The 20,386-nt window shown below is 74.2% G+C and carries 18 protein-coding genes; 15 read left to right on the top strand and 3 right to left on the bottom strand.

What is annotated here, in order from left to right; genetic code table 11:
* Nucleotides 1-160: 160 nt before the first annotated feature.
* A complete protein-coding gene (locus ITJ48_RS13290) occupies nucleotides 161-1,345 on the bottom strand; it encodes an ROK family transcriptional regulator (protein WP_194614008.1) in 1,185 nt (394 codons plus the stop codon).
* A 219-nt stretch (nucleotides 1,346-1,564) separates the two neighbouring features.
* Here ITJ48_RS13290 and ITJ48_RS13285 point away from each other — a divergent pair, with 219 nt between their 5' ends.
* The 7 genes from ITJ48_RS13285 to ITJ48_RS13255 all read left to right on the top strand — a co-directional run bounded on the left by ITJ48_RS13285 (nucleotide 1,565) and on the right by ITJ48_RS13255 (nucleotide 9,019).
* Nucleotides 1,565-2,293: an amino acid ABC transporter ATP-binding protein gene (locus tag ITJ48_RS13285; RefSeq protein WP_133738700.1), complete on the top strand. Its 729-nt coding sequence runs from the start codon at nucleotides 1,565-1,567 to the stop codon at nucleotides 2,291-2,293.
* Nucleotides 2,294-2,361: 68 nt separating this feature from the next.
* On the top strand, nucleotides 2,362-3,321 hold the full coding sequence (locus ITJ48_RS13280; RefSeq protein WP_228506903.1) for a glutamate ABC transporter substrate-binding protein: 960 nt from the start codon (nucleotides 2,362-2,364) through the stop codon (nucleotides 3,319-3,321).
* Between the two features lie 155 nt (nucleotides 3,322-3,476).
* Nucleotides 3,477-4,121 carry an amino acid ABC transporter permease gene (locus ITJ48_RS13275; protein WP_194614007.1) on the top strand — a complete coding sequence of 215 codons (645 nt, stop codon included), beginning with the start codon at nucleotides 3,477-3,479 and terminating at the stop codon, nucleotides 4,119-4,121.
* A complete protein-coding gene (locus tag ITJ48_RS13270) occupies nucleotides 4,118-5,053 on the top strand; it encodes an amino acid ABC transporter permease (protein ID WP_194614006.1) in 936 nt (311 codons plus the stop codon). The genes ITJ48_RS13275 and ITJ48_RS13270 overlap by 4 nt, the downstream gene beginning before the upstream one ends.
* 35 nt (nucleotides 5,054-5,088) lie before the next feature.
* The gene (locus tag ITJ48_RS13265; RefSeq protein ID WP_194614005.1) at nucleotides 5,089-6,201 is read left to right on the top strand and encodes an asparaginase; all 1,113 of its coding nucleotides are present in this window, start codon (nucleotides 5,089-5,091) and stop codon (nucleotides 6,199-6,201) included.
* Entirely contained in the window at nucleotides 6,198-8,078 is a 1,881-nt protein-coding gene (locus ITJ48_RS16745; RefSeq protein WP_194614004.1) for a copper homeostasis protein CutC, read from the top strand. The genes ITJ48_RS13265 and ITJ48_RS16745 overlap by 4 nt, the downstream gene beginning before the upstream one ends.
* A gap of 140 nt (nucleotides 8,079-8,218) precedes the next feature.
* On the top strand, nucleotides 8,219-9,019 hold the full coding sequence (locus ITJ48_RS13255) for an Fpg/Nei family DNA glycosylase (RefSeq protein WP_194614003.1): 801 nt from the start codon (nucleotides 8,219-8,221) through the stop codon (nucleotides 9,017-9,019).
* 60 nt (nucleotides 9,020-9,079) lie between these two features.
* Here ITJ48_RS13255 and ITJ48_RS13250 read toward each other — a convergent pair whose 3' ends face one another.
* Nucleotides 9,080-9,640, bottom strand: a complete 561-nt coding sequence (locus tag ITJ48_RS13250; RefSeq protein WP_194614002.1) for a CGNR zinc finger domain-containing protein — start codon at nucleotides 9,638-9,640, stop codon at nucleotides 9,080-9,082.
* A 141-nt stretch (nucleotides 9,641-9,781) separates the two neighbouring features.
* On the opposite strand from ITJ48_RS13250, the gene ITJ48_RS13245 reads away from it, so the two are divergent.
* From ITJ48_RS13245 to ITJ48_RS13220, 6 genes are all read left to right on the top strand, one after another.
* Entirely contained in the window at nucleotides 9,782-10,777 is a 996-nt protein-coding gene (locus tag ITJ48_RS13245; RefSeq protein WP_194614001.1) for a DMT family transporter, read from the top strand.
* A gap of 446 nt (nucleotides 10,778-11,223) precedes the next feature.
* Nucleotides 11,224-12,045, top strand: coding sequence for a sigma-70 family RNA polymerase sigma factor (locus tag ITJ48_RS13240; RefSeq protein ID WP_194614000.1), 822 nt, complete (start codon nucleotides 11,224-11,226; stop codon nucleotides 12,043-12,045).
* A gap of 142 nt (nucleotides 12,046-12,187) precedes the next feature.
* Nucleotides 12,188-13,081 (top strand): flagellin, encoded by an 894-nt coding sequence (locus ITJ48_RS13235; protein ID WP_228506901.1) that lies wholly within the window; start codon nucleotides 12,188-12,190, stop codon nucleotides 13,079-13,081.
* Between the two features lie 282 nt (nucleotides 13,082-13,363).
* Nucleotides 13,364-14,746, top strand: a complete 1,383-nt coding sequence (gene fliD, locus ITJ48_RS13230; RefSeq protein WP_194613999.1) for a flagellar filament capping protein FliD — start codon at nucleotides 13,364-13,366, stop codon at nucleotides 14,744-14,746.
* Nucleotides 14,746-15,426 (top strand): flagellar export chaperone FliS, encoded by a 681-nt coding sequence (gene fliS, locus ITJ48_RS13225; protein ID WP_194613998.1) that lies wholly within the window; start codon nucleotides 14,746-14,748, stop codon nucleotides 15,424-15,426. Before fliD ends, fliS begins: the two co-directional genes overlap by 1 nt.
* Nucleotides 15,416-15,757 carry a hypothetical protein gene (locus ITJ48_RS13220; RefSeq protein ID WP_194613997.1) on the top strand — a complete coding sequence of 114 codons (342 nt, stop codon included), beginning with the start codon at nucleotides 15,416-15,418 and terminating at the stop codon, nucleotides 15,755-15,757. The genes fliS and ITJ48_RS13220 overlap by 11 nt, the downstream gene beginning before the upstream one ends.
* A 205-nt stretch (nucleotides 15,758-15,962) precedes the next feature.
* On the opposite strand, the gene ITJ48_RS13215 is transcribed toward ITJ48_RS13220, so the two are convergent.
* Nucleotides 15,963-17,522, bottom strand: a complete 1,560-nt coding sequence (locus tag ITJ48_RS13215) for a CitMHS family transporter (RefSeq protein ID WP_194613996.1) — start codon at nucleotides 17,520-17,522, stop codon at nucleotides 15,963-15,965.
* A gap of 161 nt (nucleotides 17,523-17,683) precedes the next feature.
* Here ITJ48_RS13215 and ITJ48_RS13210 point away from each other — a divergent pair, with 161 nt between their 5' ends.
* Complete coding sequence (locus ITJ48_RS13210) at nucleotides 17,684-19,642, top strand: sensor histidine kinase (protein ID WP_194613995.1); 1,959 nt, start codon at nucleotides 17,684-17,686, stop codon at nucleotides 19,640-19,642.
* Entirely contained in the window at nucleotides 19,639-20,331 is a 693-nt protein-coding gene (locus tag ITJ48_RS13205) for a response regulator (protein WP_370544922.1), read from the top strand. The genes ITJ48_RS13210 and ITJ48_RS13205 overlap by 4 nt, the downstream gene beginning before the upstream one ends.
* Nucleotides 20,332-20,386 lie beyond the last annotated feature (55 nt).

The raw sequence follows: 20,386 nt of genomic DNA, 5'->3' as shown, positions 1-20,386 counted from the left end.
CGGCCGCTCCGTCCCGGCCGATCGGCCGCCGAGACTCGTCCGCACCCGCCGAACCCGCGCGCACCCTCGCGCGCGGGCAGGGGTGTGCGCGGGTTCGAGGGGTGCGGGCGTGCGGGCGTGCGCGGCGCGGCGCGGCGCGGGCTGGGCGCGGCGGCAGCGCTCAGGCCAGGCCGCGCACCGAGAACACCTGGTCGAGGAACACCCGCCCCGCCCCGCGCAGCCCGCCCGAGCCCTGGTGCCGCGTCACCTCGACGGTCAGCTGGTCGGTCGCCATCGGCAGGCAGTCGGCCCAGAGGGTGGAGCGGACTCCGGCGACGAAGACGTCGCTGTCGGCGAGCACCCCGCCGAGCACGAGCCGGTCGGGGTTGAAGAAGTTGACGATGGTGGCGAGCACGCCGCCCGTCATCACCCCGGCTCCGCGCAGCAGGCCGGTGGCGAGGGGGTGCGCGTCGCGGGCCAGGTCGATCATCGCCTCGACGGTCGAGACGTCATGGCCGGCCAGCTGCATCTCGCGCACGAGCGCGTTGCCCGAGGCGAGCGCGTCGAGGCAGCCGGTGCGGCCGCACGAGCACGGGACGGCGGTCGCGCCGGGCACCGTGACGTGGCTGATGTCGCCCGCCCAGCCGTTGCTGCCCGTGTAGAGCTCGCCGCGCGAGACGATGCCGCAGCCGATGCCCGAGCCGACCTTGACGAAGACCTGGTCGGCGGGCACGGCCTCGTCGCCCTCGGCCACGAGCTCGCCGGCCGCCATGAGGTTCGCATCGTTGTTGACCACGACGGGCAGGTCGATCTCGCGCTGCACGACCTCGGCGACCGAGACGCCGTTCCAGCCGGGCATGCGCGAGGGCGAGACGATGCGCGCCGTCGTCGACGAGACGGGGCCGGGCACGCCCACCGATAGGCCGCTGAGCCGGCCGTGGCCCGTCTCGCCGAGCTCGCCCAGCATGTCGAGGAGGTGCGCCAGCGACGCCGACAGCACCGCGGTCGGCCCCTCGGCCACGTCCAGGGCCACGTGGCGCTCGGCCAGCAGCGCGCCGGAGAAGTCGACCAGGCCGAAGGAGGCGCGGTCGACGCCGAGGTCGACGCAGCCGACGAGGCCGGCGTCGCCCCGGATCTGCAGCCGTCGAGGTCGGCGGCCGCCCCGCGACGCGCCCTCGCCCGTCTCGACGACGTGGCCGAGACGGATCAGGTCCTCCACGCGGGAGGCGACGGTCGAGGGCGACAGTCCCGTCACCCGGGCGAGGTCCGCGCGCGACCTCGCAGCGCCCGTCCTCAGCGGACGCAGCACCTCGACGGCCTGGGGCGTGTGGCGGGAAGGGGCACGGAAGGACTCGGTCGTCGTCATGGGCCCCTCGCGATGATCGGTCGCGGACCTGGTCAGGCTGGTCGCGTTGCTCCAGTATTGCACGAAGTTGATCGAAATCTACGTGTAACAATCGCACAGTAGGTTCCCGTCCCACACGGACGACGACCTCACCGGACGGCGACGCGGCCCCCTTGCCGCACCTCTCGAGAAAGCGGCACCAGCGTGGACAGCACCGCCTCAGGCACCAGCGCGAACGACATGATCACGATGCGCGACGTCCAGAAGCACTTCGGCGAGCACCACGTCCTCAAGGACGTCACGCTCAGCGTCGCCCCGCGCGAGGTCGTCGTGGTCGTGGGCCCCTCCGGCTCGGGCAAGTCCACGCTCTGCCGCTGCCTCAACCGGCTCGAGACGACCACGAGCGGCGAGATCCTCGTCGACGGCGTCCGGCTGCCCGAGGAGGGCAAGGCGCTCGCCGCCCTCCGCTCGGACGTCGGCATGGTGTTCCAGTCGTTCAACCTCTTCGCGCACCGCACGATCCTCGACAACGTGACCCTCGCGCCGATCACCGTGCGGGGGGAGCCGAAGAAGGACGCCCAGGCCCACGGGCTCGAGCTGCTGGCCCGGGTCGGCATCGCCGACAAGGCCGACGCGTTCCCCGCCCAGCTCTCGGGCGGCCAGCAGCAGCGGGCCGCCATCGCCCGTGCCCTCGCGATGCGGCCCAAGGTGATGCTCTTCGACGAGCCGACGTCGGCGCTCGACCCCGAGATGGTGAACGAGGTGCTCGACGTGATGGTCTCCCTCGCCGCCGAGGGGATGACGATGATCGTCGTCACCCACGAGATGGGCTTCGCCCGTCGCGCCGCCGACCGCGTCGTCTTCATGGACGACGGCCGCATCGTCGAGCAGGCCGACCCGGCCACCTTCTTCGACCACCCCGAGTCCGACCGGGCGAAGGCGTTCCTGTCGAAGATCCTCACCCACTGACCTCCTCCCCCTCCCCACCTCCCGCAGCACCACCTCCCACAGCAGCCCCATCGAAGAGAGGCACCACCTTGCGCACCTCCCCCTCCCCCCTCCGCCTGCGTCGGGTCGTCCCGGCAGCCGTCGCCGTCGTCGCCATGCTCGGCCTCGCGGCCTGCTCGAGCGACAGCTCGGCCGTCCCCGGTGCCGACCCCAGCGCCTCCTCGGCGGCCTCGGCCCTCGACGAGGTCTACGCGGACGCGGTCGTCGCCGACGCGGCCGACATCCTGCCCGACTCGACGATGGCCAAGATCAAGGAGCGCGGGAAGCTGATCGTGGGCGAGGCCCTCGACGCGCCGCTGCTCTCGCAGCAGGACCCGTCGAACCCCGACGACGTGCAGGGCTTCGACGCCGACCTCGCCAAGCTGCTCGCCATCTACATCCTGGGCGAGCCGAACGTCGAGATCGTGCCGCCCGCCTCCGAGACCCGCGAGGCCCTGCTGCAGAACGGCACCGTCGACGTCGTCTTCAACACGTACACGATCACGGAGGAGCGGGCCGAGCAGATCTCGTTCGCGGGCCCCTACCTGGAGTCCGGCCTCGCCGTCGCGGTGAAGGCCGACAACGACGAGATCAAGGGCATCGAGGACCTCGGCGGCAAGAAGGTCATCGTCGGCGCCAACACGCCCGCCGTCACCGCCGTGCCCGAGGAGCAGCCGACCGCCACGCTCGTGTCGTTCGCGACCGACCCGCAGGCGATGCAGGCCCTCAAGCAGGGCCGCGGCGACGCCTACGTGCAGGACTTCACGCTGCTCGCCTCGAACGCCGCGTCGGACGACTCGATCAAGGTCGTCGGCCAGCCCTTCACGACCGAGGCCTACGGCATCGGCCTCGCCAAGGACGACGCCGACTTCAAGGCGTTCATCAACGACTGGCTCGTGAAGATCGAGGACGACGGCACCTGGGCGAAGGTCTGGGACGCGACCCTCGGCGCGGCCGTCGAGTCGGACACCCCCGACGCCCCCGAGATCGGCTCGGTCCCCGGCTCCTAGCCGGCTGACCGGTGCCGGTGCGCCGGCCGGCCGTGGGGGCGACCCGACGGCCGGCCGGCACCCGGCCGCCTCGCTGCAGCCGCACCTCCTGCGCTCCGCCCGTTCGTCGCACCTCCCCGCTCTCCGCCCCACCCGCCCTCGGCCCGAAAGACCCCATGGACCTCTTCGTCGACAGTGCAGGGCCGCTCCTGACGGCCCTCGGCACGACGATCGTGATGGCGCTCGTCGCCGGCGCCGGGGCCCTCGTGCTCGGCACGCTCGTCGCCGCCGCCCGGATCAGCCCGGTGCCCGTACTGCGCGGCGCCGCCTGGGCGTACACGCAGTTCTTCGTGAACGTGCCGCTGCTGGCGCTGCTGATCCTCGCCGTGTTCGCCCTGCCCGACGCCGGGCTGATCATGCCGCTCGCGCCGACCACGGTGCTCGTGCTCGCCCTCTACGAGGCCGCCTACGTCGCGGAGGCGGTGCGCAGCGGCGTGAACACGGTCGGCAACGGCCAGATCGAGGCGAGCAGGGCCCTCGGGCTGACCCTCGGCCAGACGCTCCGGCTCGTCGTGCTGCCGCAGTCGCTGCGGGCGGCCGTGCAGCCGATCGGAAACGTGATGATCGCGCTCACGATGAACACGGCGCTCGCCGCGGCCGTCGGCGTCGTCGAGCTGACCAGCGCCGTGAACAAGCTCAACCTCGTCCAGGCGCAGCCGATCCTGATCTTCACCGCCGCGGGCCTCGTCTACATGGCCCTCGCCCTCGTCATCGGCCTCGGCGCCGGACGCCTCGAACGAAAGGCGGCGATCGTCCGATGACCACGCCGACCACCCCCTCCTCCCGTCCTGCGAGCGGCGCCGCCGCCTCCGCCGCTGCCGCCGCCTCCGTCCGGAAGGCGCCCACGGTCTCGCTCTACGACGAGCCCGGCCCGCGGACGCGACGCGCCATCCGGCTCTGGTCGGTCGTCGTCGTGCTCGCCCTCGCGGGGCTCGTCGCGGCCGGGCTCGTCCAGTTCGGCTCGCGCGGGCAGCTCGACGCCGACCGCTGGACGCCGTTCCTCTCGTGGCCGATCTGGCAGTACCTGCTCGTGGGGCTCTGGGGCACGATCCAGGCCGCCGCCCTCGTCGCGGTGCTCGGCGGCGCGCTGGGCCTCCTGCTCGCACTCGGGCGGCTGAGCCCGCGTCGGCCGGTGCGTTGGCTGTCGACCGCCTACATCGAGGTCGCCCGCACCGTGCCGGTGCTGCTGCTCATCTACCTGATGCTGTTCGGGCTGCCGCAGCTCGGCCTCGACCTGCCGCTGATCTGGAAGCTCGTCGTGCCGTTGACCGTGGCGAACTCGGCCGCGTTCGCCGAGATCGTCCGCGCCGGGATCCTCGGGCTGTCGCGCGGCCAGCGCGAGGCCGGGCTCAGCCTCGGCCTGTCGTCGGCGCAGACGACCCGGCTCGTGGTGCTGCCGCAGGCGCTCCGCTTCGTGACGCCGTCGCTGGTGACCCAGCTGGTCAGCCTGGTCAAGGACACCTCGCTCGGCTACATCGTCGCGTTCACCGAGCTGCTCTACCGCGGCCAGGTGCTGTCGTCGTTCAACCACCTCCTGATCCAGACGTTCCTCGTCGTGACGCTCGTCTACCTCGTCTTCAACGGGGCGCTGTCGACGCTCGCCGCCCGCCTGCGGGCACGGCCGTCGCGGCGCAGCCCCCGGCGCGCGGCGGCTCCCGTGCCGGCGCCGGCCTCGGCGCCCGCGCTCGACTGACCCTCCCTCCCCTCCCCGTCACCAAGGAGCACACCGTGGCCCCCACCCTCCCCTCCCGTGCCGACGGTCTGCCGACGCCGGCCGCCCCTGCCGCCCCGACCAGCTCTGCGGCACCGGCCGCCCCGGCCGCGTCGCTCGCCGAGCTCGCCGTCGTCGTCCGCTCGGGCGTCGTCGAGAGCCGGCACCTCGGCTGGCTCGTCGCGCTCGACGCCGAGGGCAGCGTCGCTGCCGACCTCGGCAGCGGGGCGACGCAGGTGCTGCCGCGCTCGACGACCAAGCCCGTGCAGGCGCTCGCCTGCCTCGAGGCCGGGGCCGACCTCGACGGCGAGGAGCTCGCCATCGCGGCCGGCAGCCACACCGGCGAGGACGCCCACGTCGAGGTCGTCCGCCGCATCCTCGCCCGCGCGGGGCTCGACGAGTCGGCGCTCGGCTGCCCGGTCGACTGGCCCGAGGACGAGGCGACGCGCGAGCGGCTGATCCGCGACGGCGAGACCCGGTCGCGCGTCCGCATGAACTGCTCGGGCAAGCACGCGGCCATGCTGCTGGCGTGCGTGTCCGCGGGCTGGGACACCGCCTCCTACCTGGACCCTGAGCACCCGCTGCAGCAGCTCGTCCGTCGCACGCTGGAGGCGGTGGCCGGCACGACCGTGGAGGCCACGGCCGTCGACGGCTGCGGCGCACCCCTCTTCAGCACGACCGTCGAGGGGCTGGCGCGGTCGTTCCGGGCGCTCGTCACGGCGTCGGCGGGGTCGAACGCCCGCCGCGTCGCCGACGCGATGCGCGCGCACCCGTTCTACGTAGGCGGGAACGCCCACGCCAACAGCGACGCGATGACCCGCGTGCCCGGCCTGCTCGCCAAGGGCGGCGCCGAGGGCGTGATCGGGATGGCGACGTCGACCGGCGAGGCCGTGTCGATGAAGGTGGTCGACGGCAGCCCGCGGGCGACGACGCTGGTCGCGCTCGAGGTGCTCGGGGCGCTCGGCGTGGACGTCTCCGGGGCCGGGTCGCTGACCGCGCTGCCGGTGCTCGGCGGCGGGGTGCCCGTCGGCGAGATCCGGGTCGGGGCGGACGTCGCGGCGTGGGTCGCCGGGGTGCGCGGCACCGAGGCCGGCGCCGGGGCGCGCGGCGCCGGGGTCGACGCCTCGTGACGGACGTCGTCGTCGAGCTCTGCGTCGACGACCTCGACGGCGCGCTGGTGGCCGACCGGTCCGGCGCCGACCGGATCGAGCTCTGCGCCGACCTGCTCGAGGGCGGGACGACCCCGAGCGCCGGGCTGGTCCGCTCGGTGCTCCGGGCCGTGCGGCACGTCGGGGTGCAGGTGATCGTCCGTCCGCGCGGCGGCGACTTCACGTACGACGACGGCGAGCTCGACGTCATGTGCGCCGACCTCGAGGCGATCGCGGCGCTCGCGGCCTCGCTGTCGGCCGAGCACCCCACGGGTCGGGAGGGCGGGACCGAGGTCGGCGTCGTCCTCGGGGCCCTGACCGCCGCCTCCGAGGTCGACGTGCCGGCGATGCGCCGGCTGCTCGCCGCGGCCGGGCCGCTGCCCGTCACGTTCCACAAGGCGATCGACGCGACGCCCGACCTGCTCGCCGCGTACGACCTGCTGCGGTCGCTCGGCGTGCGCCGCGTCCTGACGGCGGGCGGCCCGGGCACCGCGGCCGAGGGCGCGGACGTGCTGGCCGAGCTCGTGCGGCGGTCGGCCGCGAGCCCCGACGCCCCCGAGGTGCTCGTCGGCGGCGGGGTCCGGGCCGCGGGCGTGGGCTCCCTGCTCGCCGCGACCGGCGCCTCCTCGGTGCACCTGCGGGCGATGTCGCCGTCGCCCCGCGGGGACGGGACGCTGCGGACCGACCCTGCCGTCGTCGCGGAGTTCCTCGCGGCCGTCGGGCGCGGGGCGGGCGACCCGGGCGTCGCCGACGTCCCGGACGCCGCGGACGTTCCGGACGCCGCGGACGTCGCGGGTGCCGTGAGTCCTTCGGGCGCTGCGGGCGCCGTCAGCGTCGCCGGCGTCGAGCACGCAGGAGGCGCGCTGCCCGACCCGGCCCCGTCCCGGTCCGCGGTCGTCGCGGTCGACATCGGCGGCACCTCCTTCAAGGGGGCGGTGGTCGACGACTCGGGGCGCACCGTCCTCTCCCTCTCGGTCGCGGCGGGAGCGACGGGTGCCGAGTCGATCGACCTCGTCATCGGCCTGCTGCACGAGCTGCGGGCGGCCGCGCGGACCTCGGGACACGACGTCGTCGGGGTGGGCGTCGTGACGCCGGGCATGGTCGACGCCGAGCGCGGCGTCGTCCTCTTCGCGTCCACGCTCGGCTGGACGGACGTGCCGCTCGGGCCGATCCTCTCCGCCGAGCTCGGGGTGCCCGTCGAGATCGACCACGACGTCCGGACGAGCGGCCTGGCCGAGAGCCTGTTCGGCGCCTCGGCGGGGGTCGCCGACTCGGTGCTCGTCGCTGTCGGCACCGGCGTGGCCGCGTCGATCACGAGCGGCGGGCACGCCGTCCGCGGGGCCCTGACGGCGGCGGGCGAGCTCGGCCACGTGCCGGCGGTGCCCGGCGGCGAGGCCTGCACCTGCGGTCAGCACGGCTGCCTCGAGGTCTACCTGTCGGGGGCCGGCGTCGCCCGGCGCTACGCGGCCCTCGGCGGACTGCCCGGGCTCGACACGGCGGCCGTCGTCGCGCGGGTCGGGGGCGTCGAGGGCGTCGGGACCGGCGCCGACGCGGTCGCCGACCGGGTCTGGGCGGACGGCGTCCGGGCCCTCGCGCTCGGCCTGACGTCGCTCACGCTGCTCGTCGACCCGGCGGTGATCGTGCTCGCCGGGGGAGTGTCCCGCGCGGGCGCCGCCCTCGTCGACCCGCTGCGCGCCGAGCTCGCGGCCGGGCTGGCCTGGCGGGCCGCGCCCGAGGTGCGGCTGTCCGAGCTCGGCACGCACGGCGGGCGCATCGGCGCCGCGGTGCTCGCGTTCCGCGCCGGCGGGCGGGGGAGCGTCGTCGACTCGTGGTCGCGCGCGGACCTGCTCGCGGAGTAGCCGCGGCCCTGAGGCGGCCTCGCACCCCTGAACGAGCGCCGCACCCCCGAATTCGAGGGTGCGGCGCTCGTTCAGGGGTGTGACGCATCGCGGGAGGGTGCCGGAGCGCCCGTGTCGGAGGCGGCGGCTAGCCTGCCCGCATGCCCGAGGGTGACAGCGTCTTCCGACTGGCCGCGCGCCTCCGTGCGTCCCTCGACGGGCAGCGCCTGGCGAGCGGCGAGCTGCGGTCGGGCGCCGCCGCGGGCACGCCCCTGGCGGGCTGGGTCGTCGTCGACCACGACACCCACGGCAAGCATCTCCTCACGCGCTTCGAGAACGGGCGCACGCTGCACACGCACCTGCGCATGCAGGGCTCGTGGACGATCACGGGGCCCGGTCGGCATCTGCCGACGGCCGTCGCGAAGGAGGCGCGGGTCCGGATGCAGACCGAGGCCGGCTCCGCCGCGTGGGGCCTCGACCTGCCCGTGGTCGAGCTGCTCGACACCCGCGACGAGCGCTCCGTGGTGGGCCACCTCGGGCCCGACCCGCTGCGCGACGACTGGGACCCGGCGGAGGCCCGGCGACGGGTCGAGGCGACCGACCCGGGCCGCACGGTGGCGGCCGTGCTGCTCGACCAGCGGGTGCTGGCCGGGCTCGGCAACCTGTGGGCGAACGAGGTCTGCTTCCTGCGCGGGGTCTTGCCGTTCACCCCGGTGGGGTCGGTCGACGTGGCGGCGCTCGTGCGGGTCGCGGCGCGGGGGCTGCAGGCGTCGGTGCGCGTGCCCGGCATGTTCCAGACGACCACGGGGAACACCCGCCGCGGCGAGCGGCACTGGGTCGCCGGGCGCGCCGGGCGCCCGTGCCTGCGCTGCGGCACGACCGTGCTCGTGCGCGCCGAGGTCGCGGACGACCCCGGCCGGCGCCGCACCTGGTGGTGCCCGAGCTGCCAGCCGCTGCGCTAGCTGTGCCCCGCTGCGCGCCGGGGGGTGTGCGCGGGTTCCGCGGGCGTAGCTCGCGGCGCGCTACGCGAGCGGGTCGGCGGCGCGCCGCTCGCGGAACGCGACCGCGTTCACGCGGTTGCTGCAGCGCACGCTGCAGAAGCGCTTGGAGGCGTTCCGCGAGAGGTCGACGAGCACGCCGTCGCAGTCGTCCGCCGCGCACTCGCGGAGGCGCCCGGTCTCGTCGGTGCGGACGACGTCGACGAGGGCCATGGCGGCCTCGACGAGGATGCGGTCCGCGAGGGGCGCCTCCTGCGGGGTGGCGTGCACGTGCCAGTCGAGGTCGCCGTGCCGCACGAGCCGCGGCACCGCCTGCAGCCGCGCGAGCAGCTCGTTCACGGCCTCGACCATCGCGTCGCGGTCGAGGGTCCAGAGCCGACGGAGGCGCGTGCGGGCCTGCCGCACGGCCTCGAGCTCGGCCTCGTCGCCGTCGAACCGGCCCGAGAAGCCGAAGCGCGTCATCAGCTCGGCCAGCTGGTCGGTCGTGGCGAGCTGGTCGACGCCGCTGCGGGTCGCTCGCGCGGCCGTGTTGAGGATCGTCGCGTCGAACTCCAGCACGTCTTCCGTGTCAGGGGCGAAAAGCACATTGACTCCTTACTCGCGACCAGTCTACTGTCAGGACTCATCACCCTTTAGCCCCTGATGACTCAGTGCCCCTGATGAAACAGTGGCCCTGATGCGACGGTCGCCCCTGACGACAGGTCGCCCCCGACGAAACGAGCAGCCGTGGACCGCCGCCACCTCACGACCGGACTGATCGTCGCGGTCGTGGCCGCCGCCTCCTTCGGGGTGTCGGGCCCCTTCGTCAAGCCGCTGCTCGCCTCCGGCTGGAGCCCCGTCGCCGCCGTCGCCCTGCGCGCCCTCGTCGGGGGCGCGCTGCTCGCCCCCGTCGCGCTCGCGGCGCTGCGCCTCGACCTCCGACCGATCTGGCGGGCGCGACGACGCGTGCTCGGCATGGCCGTCGTCGGGGTCGCCGGCACGCAGGTCTTCTACTTCGCCGCCATCCAGCACATCCCGGTCGGCACGGCGATCCTGCTCGAGTACATGGCCCCGCTGCTGCTCGTCGCCGTCGCGTGGGTCGCGTCGCGGCGTCGACCGGCGGGGGTCGTGCTGATCGGCTCCGCGATCGCCGCGGCCGGGCTCGTGCTCGTCGTGTCGCCGAGCGGCGGGGGAGCGCTCGACCCCCTCGGCCTGCTCTTCGGCGTGCTCGCGATGATCTGCTGCGCCGGGTACTTCGTCATCGCCGCGCAGCCGTCCGGCGACCTGCCGCCCGTGGCGCTGGCCGCCTCGGGCCTGCTCGTCGGGTCGGCGCTGCTCGGGCTGCTCGGCCTCACGGGGCTCGTGCCCTTCACAGCGTCGGCCGACGACGTGGTGGTGCTCGGCGGGGTCGTCGCCTGGTGGGTGCCGATGCTGGTGATCGGGGTCGTCGCCACCGCCGTCGCCTACGCGACGAGCATCACCGCGAGCTCGATGCTCGGATCGCGCCTCGCGTCGTTCGTCGGCCTGCTCGAGGTCGCCGCCGCCGCGGCCTGGGCGTGGGTGCTGCTCGACGAGGCGCTGACCCCGTGGCAGCTCGTCGGGGGCGTGCTCATCGTCGCGGGCATCGTGGCCGTGCGGTCGGACGCGAGCTCTGAGGATCCGAGCCCGGCGCCCGAGGTGCTGGCGGCGGCACCGTCGGCGCCTCCGGCGACGACACCGGCCGCGGCGTCGGCGAGCGACTGAGCCGCAGGCCCGGCCCACGGGCCGTCCCCCTCATCGCCTGACGCGCCTCCGCCTCGCCTGCGCCCCTCCCTTATCGGCTGACGCACCTCGCCCGCTACGCCGCCGCCGCCCCAGCCCGGGGGCCACCCACGCCCGGCACCCCCCGAAGGCGCGCCGTGCGCGCCCCCTCACTGGGGACAGCGCACCCCTTATACGGCCCTCGGCCCGTCGATAGGTTTGCTCTTGCACGGCGGAGGAGATCCGCCGGGCCGGGAGACCCGAAGTCCCTGGCCCGACGTCCACGGAGTCCGAGCCCTGCACCACACGCCACGCCAGACCGCCTCGCTTGCCCGCGAACGCACTGCTGAGCGCGCCGACGAACCAGCCCTGATCAGAGGGCTCATCGGCGCGCCCGGAACCTGAACCGGCCTGCCCCGCGCAGGCCCCCGTCCTGCTGGGAGCACCGGATGAACCGCACCGAACGCAACGCCATGGTGGTCGAGAACCTGCCGCTGGTGGGCTACCTCGTCAGCGAGGTGTGCGCCCGCGCCACCCACCTGTCGCGTGACGACCTCGCGAGCGTCGGCGCCGTCGCCCTCGTCCAGGCCGCGGACGCGTTCGACCCCACCCTCGGCATCCCGTTCGGCGCCTACGCCCGCACCCGCATCGTCGGCGCCTTCGCCGACGACATGCGCTCCGGCGACTGGGCCAGCCGCGGCACCCGCAAGCGCATCAAGGAGACGCTGTCCACGCAGGAGGCGCTGACCGCCTCCCTGGGACGCGCCCCCTCGGTCGACGAGATCGCCGGCGCCCTCGGCGTCGACCGGCAGACCGCGTCGAGCGCCCTCGCCGACGCGGCCCGCACCGTCTCCACCCTCGACGACACGGTCGCCGACCACCTCGCGGCCGATGTGCCGATGCCCGGCGACCACCTCCTCGCCAGCGAGCGCAGCCGGTACGTGCGCGCCGCCGTCGACGCCCTCCCCGAGCGCATGCGCCTGATCGTCGAGGCCGTCTACTTCGGCGACCGCACGGTCACCGAGGTCGCCGCCGAGCTCGGCATCACCCACAGCGCGGTCTCGCAGCAGCGCACGGAGGCGGTCCGCCTGCTCAGGGACGCCCTCGCGGCCCACTACGCGGACGATGACACCGCCGAGTTCGTGCCCGTCTCGAAGACGGCGCACGCGCGCCGCAGCGCCTACCTATCGAAGGTCGCCACGAACGCCGCCGTGGGCATCGCCCGCGCCGTGCGCGAGCCGGCCGTCGAGGGCTTCAGCGCCGCCGTCTGACGGCCCGCCGTCGCCCCGCGCGACGGCCCCCCAGAAAAACTTCGGCGCTCGGCTAACGAGCACCGGCGACCGGCCGAGAGTAGCCGGTGTCAGCCCACGGACGGGCTGACGAACACCACCCAGTCACGGAAGAGGAAACACCATGGGCATGCAGATCAACACCAACCTCGCGGCGAACAACACCTACCGCAACCTGAACGCCACGCAGAACGACCTGTCGAAGAGCCTGGAGAAGCTCTCGTCGGGCCTCCGCATCAACCGTGCCGCTGACGACGCGGCCGGCCTCTCGATCTCCGAGGGCCTGCGCTCGCAGGTCGGCGGACTGACGGTGGCCGCGCGCAACGCCCAGGACGGCATCTCCGTCGTCCAGACCGCTGAGGGTGGCCTCACCGAGGTGCACTCGATCCTCCAGCGCGTCCGCGACCTCGCCGTCCAGGCCGGCAACGACTCGAACAACGCCGACGCTCGTGGCGCGATCCAGACCGAGGTCAACGCTCTGACCAAGGAGCTCTCGCGCATCTCGGAGTCGACGAACTTCAACGGCATCAAGCTGCTCGACGGCAAGACGAGCACCGATGGCGGAACCACCGGCACCGGCAAGCTGACGTTCCAGGTGGGCGCCGGCTCCACGGCTTCCTCCGACCAGATCACGGTCGACCTGAGCAAGGCTGACATCGCTGGCATCGCCGACAAGATCGCGACCTTCGACGCCACCACCGGAGAGAAGGCCACGGGCCTGAACTTCGCGACCTCAGCTGGTGCTCTCGACGCCATCGAGAAGATCGACGCTGAGATCAAGGCCGTCTCGTCGGTCCGCTCCGAGCTCGGTGCCGTGCAGAACCGCTTCGAGCACTCCATCGCGTCGACCAACGTCGCGAAGGAGAACCTGACGGCGGCGAACTCGCGCATCCGCGACGTCGACATGGCGGAGGAGATGGTCAAGTACACGCGATCCAACGTCCTCAGCCAGGCCGGCCAGGCGATGCTCGCACAGGCGAACCAGAGCACCCAGGGCGTGCTGTCGCTCCTCCGCTAGTCGTCACCGACCGGCGGATGAACGGTCCCCGATCCCAGCGGGGGCCTGACACCACCTGAGCTCGGCTCCTCCGGGAGCGAACGGTTCACGACCGGTGGTCGGGACGCAGCAGCTGATCCTCTGCGTCCCGGCCCTCGGTCATCCCGAGCAGCATCCCCAGCGTCATCCCGAGCGTCGACGACGACCTCGCCCGCAGCACCGCACCACCCCACGACTCCTGCATCCCGCGGTCTCCTCCGCACCTCCTCAGCTCGCCCGCCCCCGTCCCCGAAGGAGCACCCGATGGCCTCGTTCGGCATCGACGGCCTCGTCTCCGGGCTCGACACCACCACGCTGATCAACGGCCTGATGGCGGCGGAGGCGGTGCCCCAGACGATCCTGAAGAACAAGGCGACCGCGAACCAGGCGCTGGTCACCGCGCTCCAGGGCCTCAACTCGAAGGTCGCCGAGCTGGCGACGCTCGCCGGCAAGACCGCGAAAGCCGACTCGCTCGCCGCCTTCACCGCCAGCAGCAGCTCGAAGGACGTCACCGCCACGACGACCGCGACCGCGCTGCCCGGCTCGATCGACTTCACGGTCGGCTCCACGGCGCAGGCGAAGAGCGGCGTCACCGCCGTGATGACCGCCTGGCCCACGTCGCCCGCGACGCTGACCTTCACGTCGGCCGCCGGCAAGGCGGTGGAGGTGACCAGCGCCTCCTCGTCGCTCGACGACCTCGTGCGCGCCGTCAACTCGTCGGAGGCGGGCGTCAAGGCCGTCAAGGTCGCGTCCGGCAAGGACGCCGACGGCGCCGTCACGTACCGCCTCCAGCTCACCTCGGCGACGACCGGTGCCGCGGGCGGCTTCACGGTGCACCAGGGCACGGCCGACGAGGTCGCCGCCGGCACCGCCCCCGACCTGCTCGCCGCCCCCGGCGCCGCCGTCGTCAAGCAGGCGCGGGACGCCTCCGTCACCCTCTGGGCCGGCACCGCCGCCGAGCAGGTCGTGACGAGAGCGACGAACACGTTCGCCGACCTGCTGCCCGGCGTCTCGGTCACCGTCACGGCGCCGAGCACCGACCCCGTCACGCTCACCGTCGCCCGCGACGGCACCGCCTCGTCGAAGGTCGCCTCCGACCTCGTGTCGGGGCTGAACGGGATCCTCTCGCTCATCGCGTCGAAGAGCGCGACGTCGACCTCGACCAGCGCCTCCGGAGCCGTGACGGTCACGTCGGGCACCTTCACCGGCAGCTCGACGACCCGCGACGTCGTGCAGAAGCTGACCACCGCGATGTCGGCGCCGATCGGCGGCGTCTCGCCCTCGAGCATCGGCATCTCGATCACGAAGACCGGGGTGTTCGAGTTCGACGAGGCGAAGTTCTCCGCGGCGCTCGCGGCCGACCCCGTGAAGGTGCAGGCGACCCTCTCGGAGATCGCCGGCCGCGTCGAGGCCGCCGCGACGAGCTCGTCCGACAAGCGCGACGGCACGCTGACGAAGATCATCACCGGCCAGCAGTCGGTCGTGAAGGACCTCACCGCCCAGATCGCGAACTGGGACGACCGGCTGTCGTCGCGTCGGACCCAGCTCCAGAAGACCTACACCGCCCTCGAGGTCGCGCTCAGCTCGCTCACCGCGCAGCAGAGCTGGCTGAGCAGCCAGATCTCGAGCCTGAGCAAGAGCAGCTGATGGACGCCACCTCCTTCGCGGCGTTCGCCGCCGCCTCCCAGCCCACCGCCGTCGTGCAGCGCCAGCGGTCGGAGTACGCCGAACAGGCCGTGCTCTCGGCGACGCCCGTGCAGCTCGTCACGATGCTCTACGACCGCCTGCTGCTCGACCTGGCGCGCGCTGAGAAGGCCCAGGTCGGCCAGGAGTGGGCGACCGCGTCCGAGCAGCTGCTGCACGCCCAGGCGATCATCGCCGAGCTCACCTCGTCGCTGCGCGTCGACGTGTGGGACGGCGGCGAGGGGCTCCTCGCCCTGTACAGCTACACCTCGACGGCGCTGGTCAACGCGAACGTGCACCGCGACGTGGCCCTGACCCGCGAGGTCACCGGGCTGCTCGAGCCGCTCCGCCAGGCGTGGCACGAGGCGGCGACGTCGCTCGGCGGCGGGGTGGCCGGCGGTGCCGGTGCGCCCGCGTCGACCGGTGCTGGTGCCGCTGCTCCGGCCGCTGCACCGGCCGCGGCCGCGCCGGCGTTCGCGGCGTCGGCCTTCCCCTCTGCGGCACCGGCCTCGCCGACCGCGTCGCAGCCCGGCGCGGGCTCGCCGCTGCCCGTGGGCGTCGCCGCCTTCGGGGCCGCGACCTCCGGCTACGGGGCGACCAACGCCTCCTCGACCTCTCTCGGGGGCGAGCTCGGTGTCGCCTAGGACCGACCGCACCCACGCCGCCTGGCTCGCCGCCCTCGACGAGCTCGAGGCAGTCGCGGGGCGCGACCCGCAGCTCACCGCCGACGGTGCCGGCGTGTCCGGTGCCGGTGTCGGTCTCGGTGCGATCGGCACCTGGACGCCGCCGGCCGGCCTCGGCCCGCTGCCCGCGGAGCTCGCCGACCGGGCCGTCGCCGTCGCCGGCGTGCAGCGCGGGGCCCTCGCCCGGCTCGACGCCGCGCGCAAGGCCGTGCTCGCGCACCTCGGGGCCGTCCGCAGCGTCGAGTCGTCGCACGAGCCCGAGCGCCCCGTCTACCTCGACGCCACCGGCTGACCCCGCCCGGCTGACGCAGCACCCCAATATCGGGTTGCATATGCCTCTATTGCATTCGTGCAATAGAGGTACCTGCGCTGCTGTGGACTGACTGAGCCGCCTGACTCTGTCGAGTGGTCAGGAAATGTCCCTCGTGACCGAAGGCGGGACGAATTCTGACCACTCGGCGTCCGGTCGGGCGAGAACCAGCCGAGGAGGCGCCTCCTCAGCCCCAGGGGATGACGCCGACGACGATCGCCACGGCGAGCATCACCAGCGACACGATCGCCGCGCGCCAGAGCACCTTCTTGTGGTGGTCGCCGAGGTTGACGTTCGCGAGGCTGACGAGCAGCAGGATCGCGGGGACGAGCGGGCTCTGCAGGTGCACGGGCTGTCCGACGACCGACGCGCGGGCCATCTCGACCGGGTCGATGCCGAACGCGGCGCCGCTCTGCGCGAGCACCGGCAGGATGCCGAAGTAGAAGGCGTCGTTGCTCATGAAGAACGTGAGCGGCAGGCTCAGCACCCCCGTGATGACGGCCAGGTACGGCCCCATCGATGTGGGGATCACGTCGACCAGCCACTGGGCCATCGCGTCGACCATGCCGGTGCCGTTGAGCACGCCGATCAGCACGCCGGCCGCGAAGACCATCGACACGACGCCGACGATGCTCGGGGCGTGGGCGACGATCTCGGCCGACTGCTCCTTGACGCGGGGGAAGTTCACGAGCAGCGCGACCGCCGTCCCGACCATGAAGACGTAGGCGAGCGGGAACAGGTCGGCGACGAGCAGCACCATCACGGCGACGGTGAGGACGAGGTTGAACCAGATCATCCGGGGCCGCAGCGTGGGGCGGTCGGGGTCGAGCATCGTGTCGGCCATCGTGACGCCGCCGCCGAGGGAGCCGTTCGCGCTGCCGTCCGAGCCCGATCCCGCGCCTGAGCCGGCGCCGCCGCCGGGGTTGTCGACCGCGCGCTCGCCCGGCCCGTCCGCCCGCGAGCCGTCGGCCCGCCCGCCGCGCACGCCGAGGGCGACGGTCGGGCTGGTGAACATCGAGACGCCGACGCCGGGCACGCCGGGGCCGCCGCCGCGCGAGGCGCTCGCGAGCTCCTGCGAGAGCGGAGACATCGCCGACGCCGCGGCGGCCAGCTTCGACCCGCCGAGCTCGAGCGTGCCGAGGCGTCGACGCTCGCTCAGCCCCAGCAGCCACGAGAACACGAACACGAGCACGAGGCCCGCGACCAGCGACGGCACGAGCGGCACGAAGATCTCGCTCGGCTGCACGCCGAGGGCTGCGGCGGCGCGCACGGTGGGGCCGCCCCACGGCACGATGTTCAGCGTCCCGTTCGCGAGGCCCGCGACGCAGGTCAGCACCACCGGGCTCATGCCGAGCTTGAGGTAGATGGGCAGCATGGCCGCCGTCGTCACGATGAACGTCGTCGAGCCGTCGCCGTCGAGCGAGACCGCGCCGGCGAGCAGCGCCGTGCCGAGCACGACCTTCGCCGGGTCGTTGCCGGTCACCCGCAGGATCAGCCGCACCAGCGGGTCGAACAGCCCGACGTCGATCATCAGGCCGAAGTACATGATCGCGAACATGAGCAGCGCGGCCGTGGGGGCCAGGTCGCCGATCGCCTCGATCACCATGTCGCCGATGCCGAGCCCTGCGCCGGCGAAGAGGCCGAAGATCGTCGGGACCATGATCAGGGCGAGCATCGGCGAGAGCCGCTTGGTCATGATCAGCACCATGAAGGTGAGGACCATCAGATAGCCGAGCAGTACGAGCATCAGGACTCCTTCGTCCGTCGGGCGCGGTGGCGCGTCCGGGCACGCTAGCCGGGCACGAGGAGGCGCGTCCTGCTTCTGCGCGTTGGGGCCGTTCCGCACGTTGGCCGCGTTCTGCGCGTTCTGCTCACGCACCTCCTTCGTCGCCGCCTACGCTGGCGGACGTGACCGACGACAGCTCACGGGCGGCGCCCGCCGCGACGCTCGCGCCCGCGGCGACCGCACCCGCGCCGCGGCCTCGCCGGCGCACCCGCTTCGCGACGCAGGTGCTCCTGCTGCAGCTCGCCGTCGTGGCCGCGATCGTCCTGCTCACCAGCGCCGTGTTCGTCGGCATCGCCGTGCAGCGCCTCGAGCGCGAGGCCGAGTCGACGGCGCTCGCCGTGGCGCAGAGCGTCGCGAGCGACGTCGACGTCCGCGCCGAGGTCGCGCGGCTGAGCGTCGACGGAACCGCCCTCGACGAGGAGGCGCTGGCCGGCGGCGACCTGCAGCGCACGGCCGTCGCGGCGCAGCAGCGCACCGGGGCGCTGTTCGTCGTCGTCACCGACGACCGCGGGGTCCGCCTCGCGCACCCCGACCCCGACCGCATCGGCGAGATGGTCAGCACGAGCCCCGACGCGGCCCTCCGCGGCGAGGAGACCGTCTCGTGGGAGCGCGGCACCCTCGGCGACTCCGCCCGCGCGAAGGTCCCGATCTACGAGGTCGACGCCGCGGCCGGCTCCGACCCTGCTGCCGGTTCCGACGCCGCCGCCGCCGCCGCCGCCGACCGTCCCGCGGTCGTCGGCGAGGTCAGCGTCGGCTACGCCCCGGCGCGGGTCTACGACACCCTCCTCCGCGACAGCCTCCCGGTGGCGGCCGTCGCCGTGCTCGCCCTCGGGCTAGGCGTCGTCGCGTCGGTGCTGATCCGGCGTCGCCTCGACCGGCTCACGCTGGGGCTGCAGCCCGACGACCTCGCGTCGCTCGTCCAGAACCAGCAGGCCGTGCTGGCCGGGGTCGGAGAGGGAGTGCTCGCGGTCGCGCGCGACGGGCGCGTGAGCGTGTGCAACGAGCAGGCGGCGCAGCTGCTCGGGCTCGGCGACGGGGCCGTGGGGCGCCTCCTCGGCGAGCTCGATCTGCCCGAGCCGCTCGTCGCCCTGCTCGGCCGCGGCCCCGCCCGGCCCGAGTCGACGACGCTGGTCGTCGGGCCGCACGTGCTCTTCGTTGACGTGCGGCCGGTGCGGCGCGAGGCCGTCGACCTCGGACGCGTCGCCGTGCTGCGCGACCGCACCGCCGTCGAGGCCCTGACCCGCCGGCTCGACGCGGTGGGCGCGATGACGACCGCCCTCCGCGCCCAGCGGCACGAGTTCGCGAACCGGCTGCACGCGGTCAGCGGGCTGCTCGAGATCGGCCGGGTCGACCAGGCGAAGCGGTACCTCGCCGACGTGCTCGAGCACGGCCCGCTCCGCTACCCCGTGAAGCACGCCGACCGGCTGGCCGAGCCGCACCTGCAGGCGTTCCTCGGCGCGAAGGGGGTGGAGGCGGCCGAGCGCGGAGTGCTGCTGCAGCTCGGCCCCGAGACGCTCGTGTCGGGCTCCGTGGTCGAGCCGGGCGACGTGACGACCGTGCTCGGCAACCTCGTCGACAACGCGGTCCGCGCCGCGGTGGCGGGCGGCGCCTCGCCGGCGTGGGTGGAGGTCGAGGTGCTCGACGACGGACGCGACCTGCACCTGTCGGTGATGGACTCGGGCCGCGGGGTCGACGACGAGCGAGGCCTGTTCGCCCGGCGGCCCTCGGCCGAGCTGCCCGCGGGCGCCGACCCCGACGTCGACCCCGAAGCCGACCCCGACGCCGCTCCGGTCGCCGACCCGGACCAGGTGCACGGCCTCGGTTTCGGCCTCCCCCTGTCGCGGGAGATCGCCCGTCGCTCCGGCGGCGACGTCTGGCTCGCGTCGCCGCGCGGCGACGGGCACGGCGCCGTGTTCTGCGCCCGTCTCGTCGGCGCGATCGACCCGGGCGGCACAGCCTCGACCGGCACCGGTCTGGCCGGCACCGACCCGGCAGGCACCGACCCGGCCGGCACCGACACGGCCGGCACCGACACGGGCTGGGAGCCCGCGCCCGTCCCGACCCCGAGGAGCACCCCGTGACCGACGTCAGCGCACCCGCACCCGTCACGGCAACCGCACCCGCGCCCCTGACCGTGCTCGTGGTCGACGACGACTTCTTCGTGGCCGAGGTGCACCGCGCCCAGGTCGACGCGCAGCCCGAGCTGCGCGCGCTGCCGGCGGTCGGGACCGTCGCCGAGGCGCGCCGCGTGGTCGCCCGCGAGCGCGTCGACCTGGTGCTGCTCGACCTGTACCTGCCCGACGGCCGCGGGCTCGACCTCCTCCGTGAGCTCGACGTCGACGCGTTCGTGCTCAGCGCGGCGTCCGACGGCGAGACGATCCGCACGGCGCTGCGCCGCGGAGCCCTGGCCTACCTGATCAAGCCGTTCGCGGCCGAGCTGCTCGTCGACCGGCTGCGGTCGTGGCTGCGGTTCCGGCACGTGCTCGACGGCGGCACCGACCAGGAGGCGGTGGAGCGTGCCCAGCGCATCCTCCACTCCGGAGACGCGCGCGCCTCCTCACGGTCGCGCTCGGCGACGGAGCAGGCCGTGCTGGAGGCGGTGGTCGCCTCCTCCGTCGAGGTCTCGGCCTCGGAGGTGGCCGACCAGGTCGGCGTCAGCCGCGCGACCGCGCAGCGCTACCTCGCACAGCTCAGCGCGGACGGGCAGCTCGCGATGCAGCTGCGCTACGGCGCGACCGGCCGGCCCGAGCACCGCTACCAGCGTCGCTGACCCTCGAGCGCCGCCTCCTCGTGCTCACCCGCCCGCCCGTCCGCCGCACGCAGCG

Origin of the sequence: Frigoribacterium sp. VKM Ac-2530, assembly GCF_015350835.1 — a bacterium.
Lineage (GTDB): Bacteria > Actinomycetota > Actinomycetes > Actinomycetales > Microbacteriaceae > Frigoribacterium.
The sequence above is the reverse complement of the archived record's forward strand: the minus strand, read 5'-3'. Positions and strand labels throughout refer to the sequence as shown.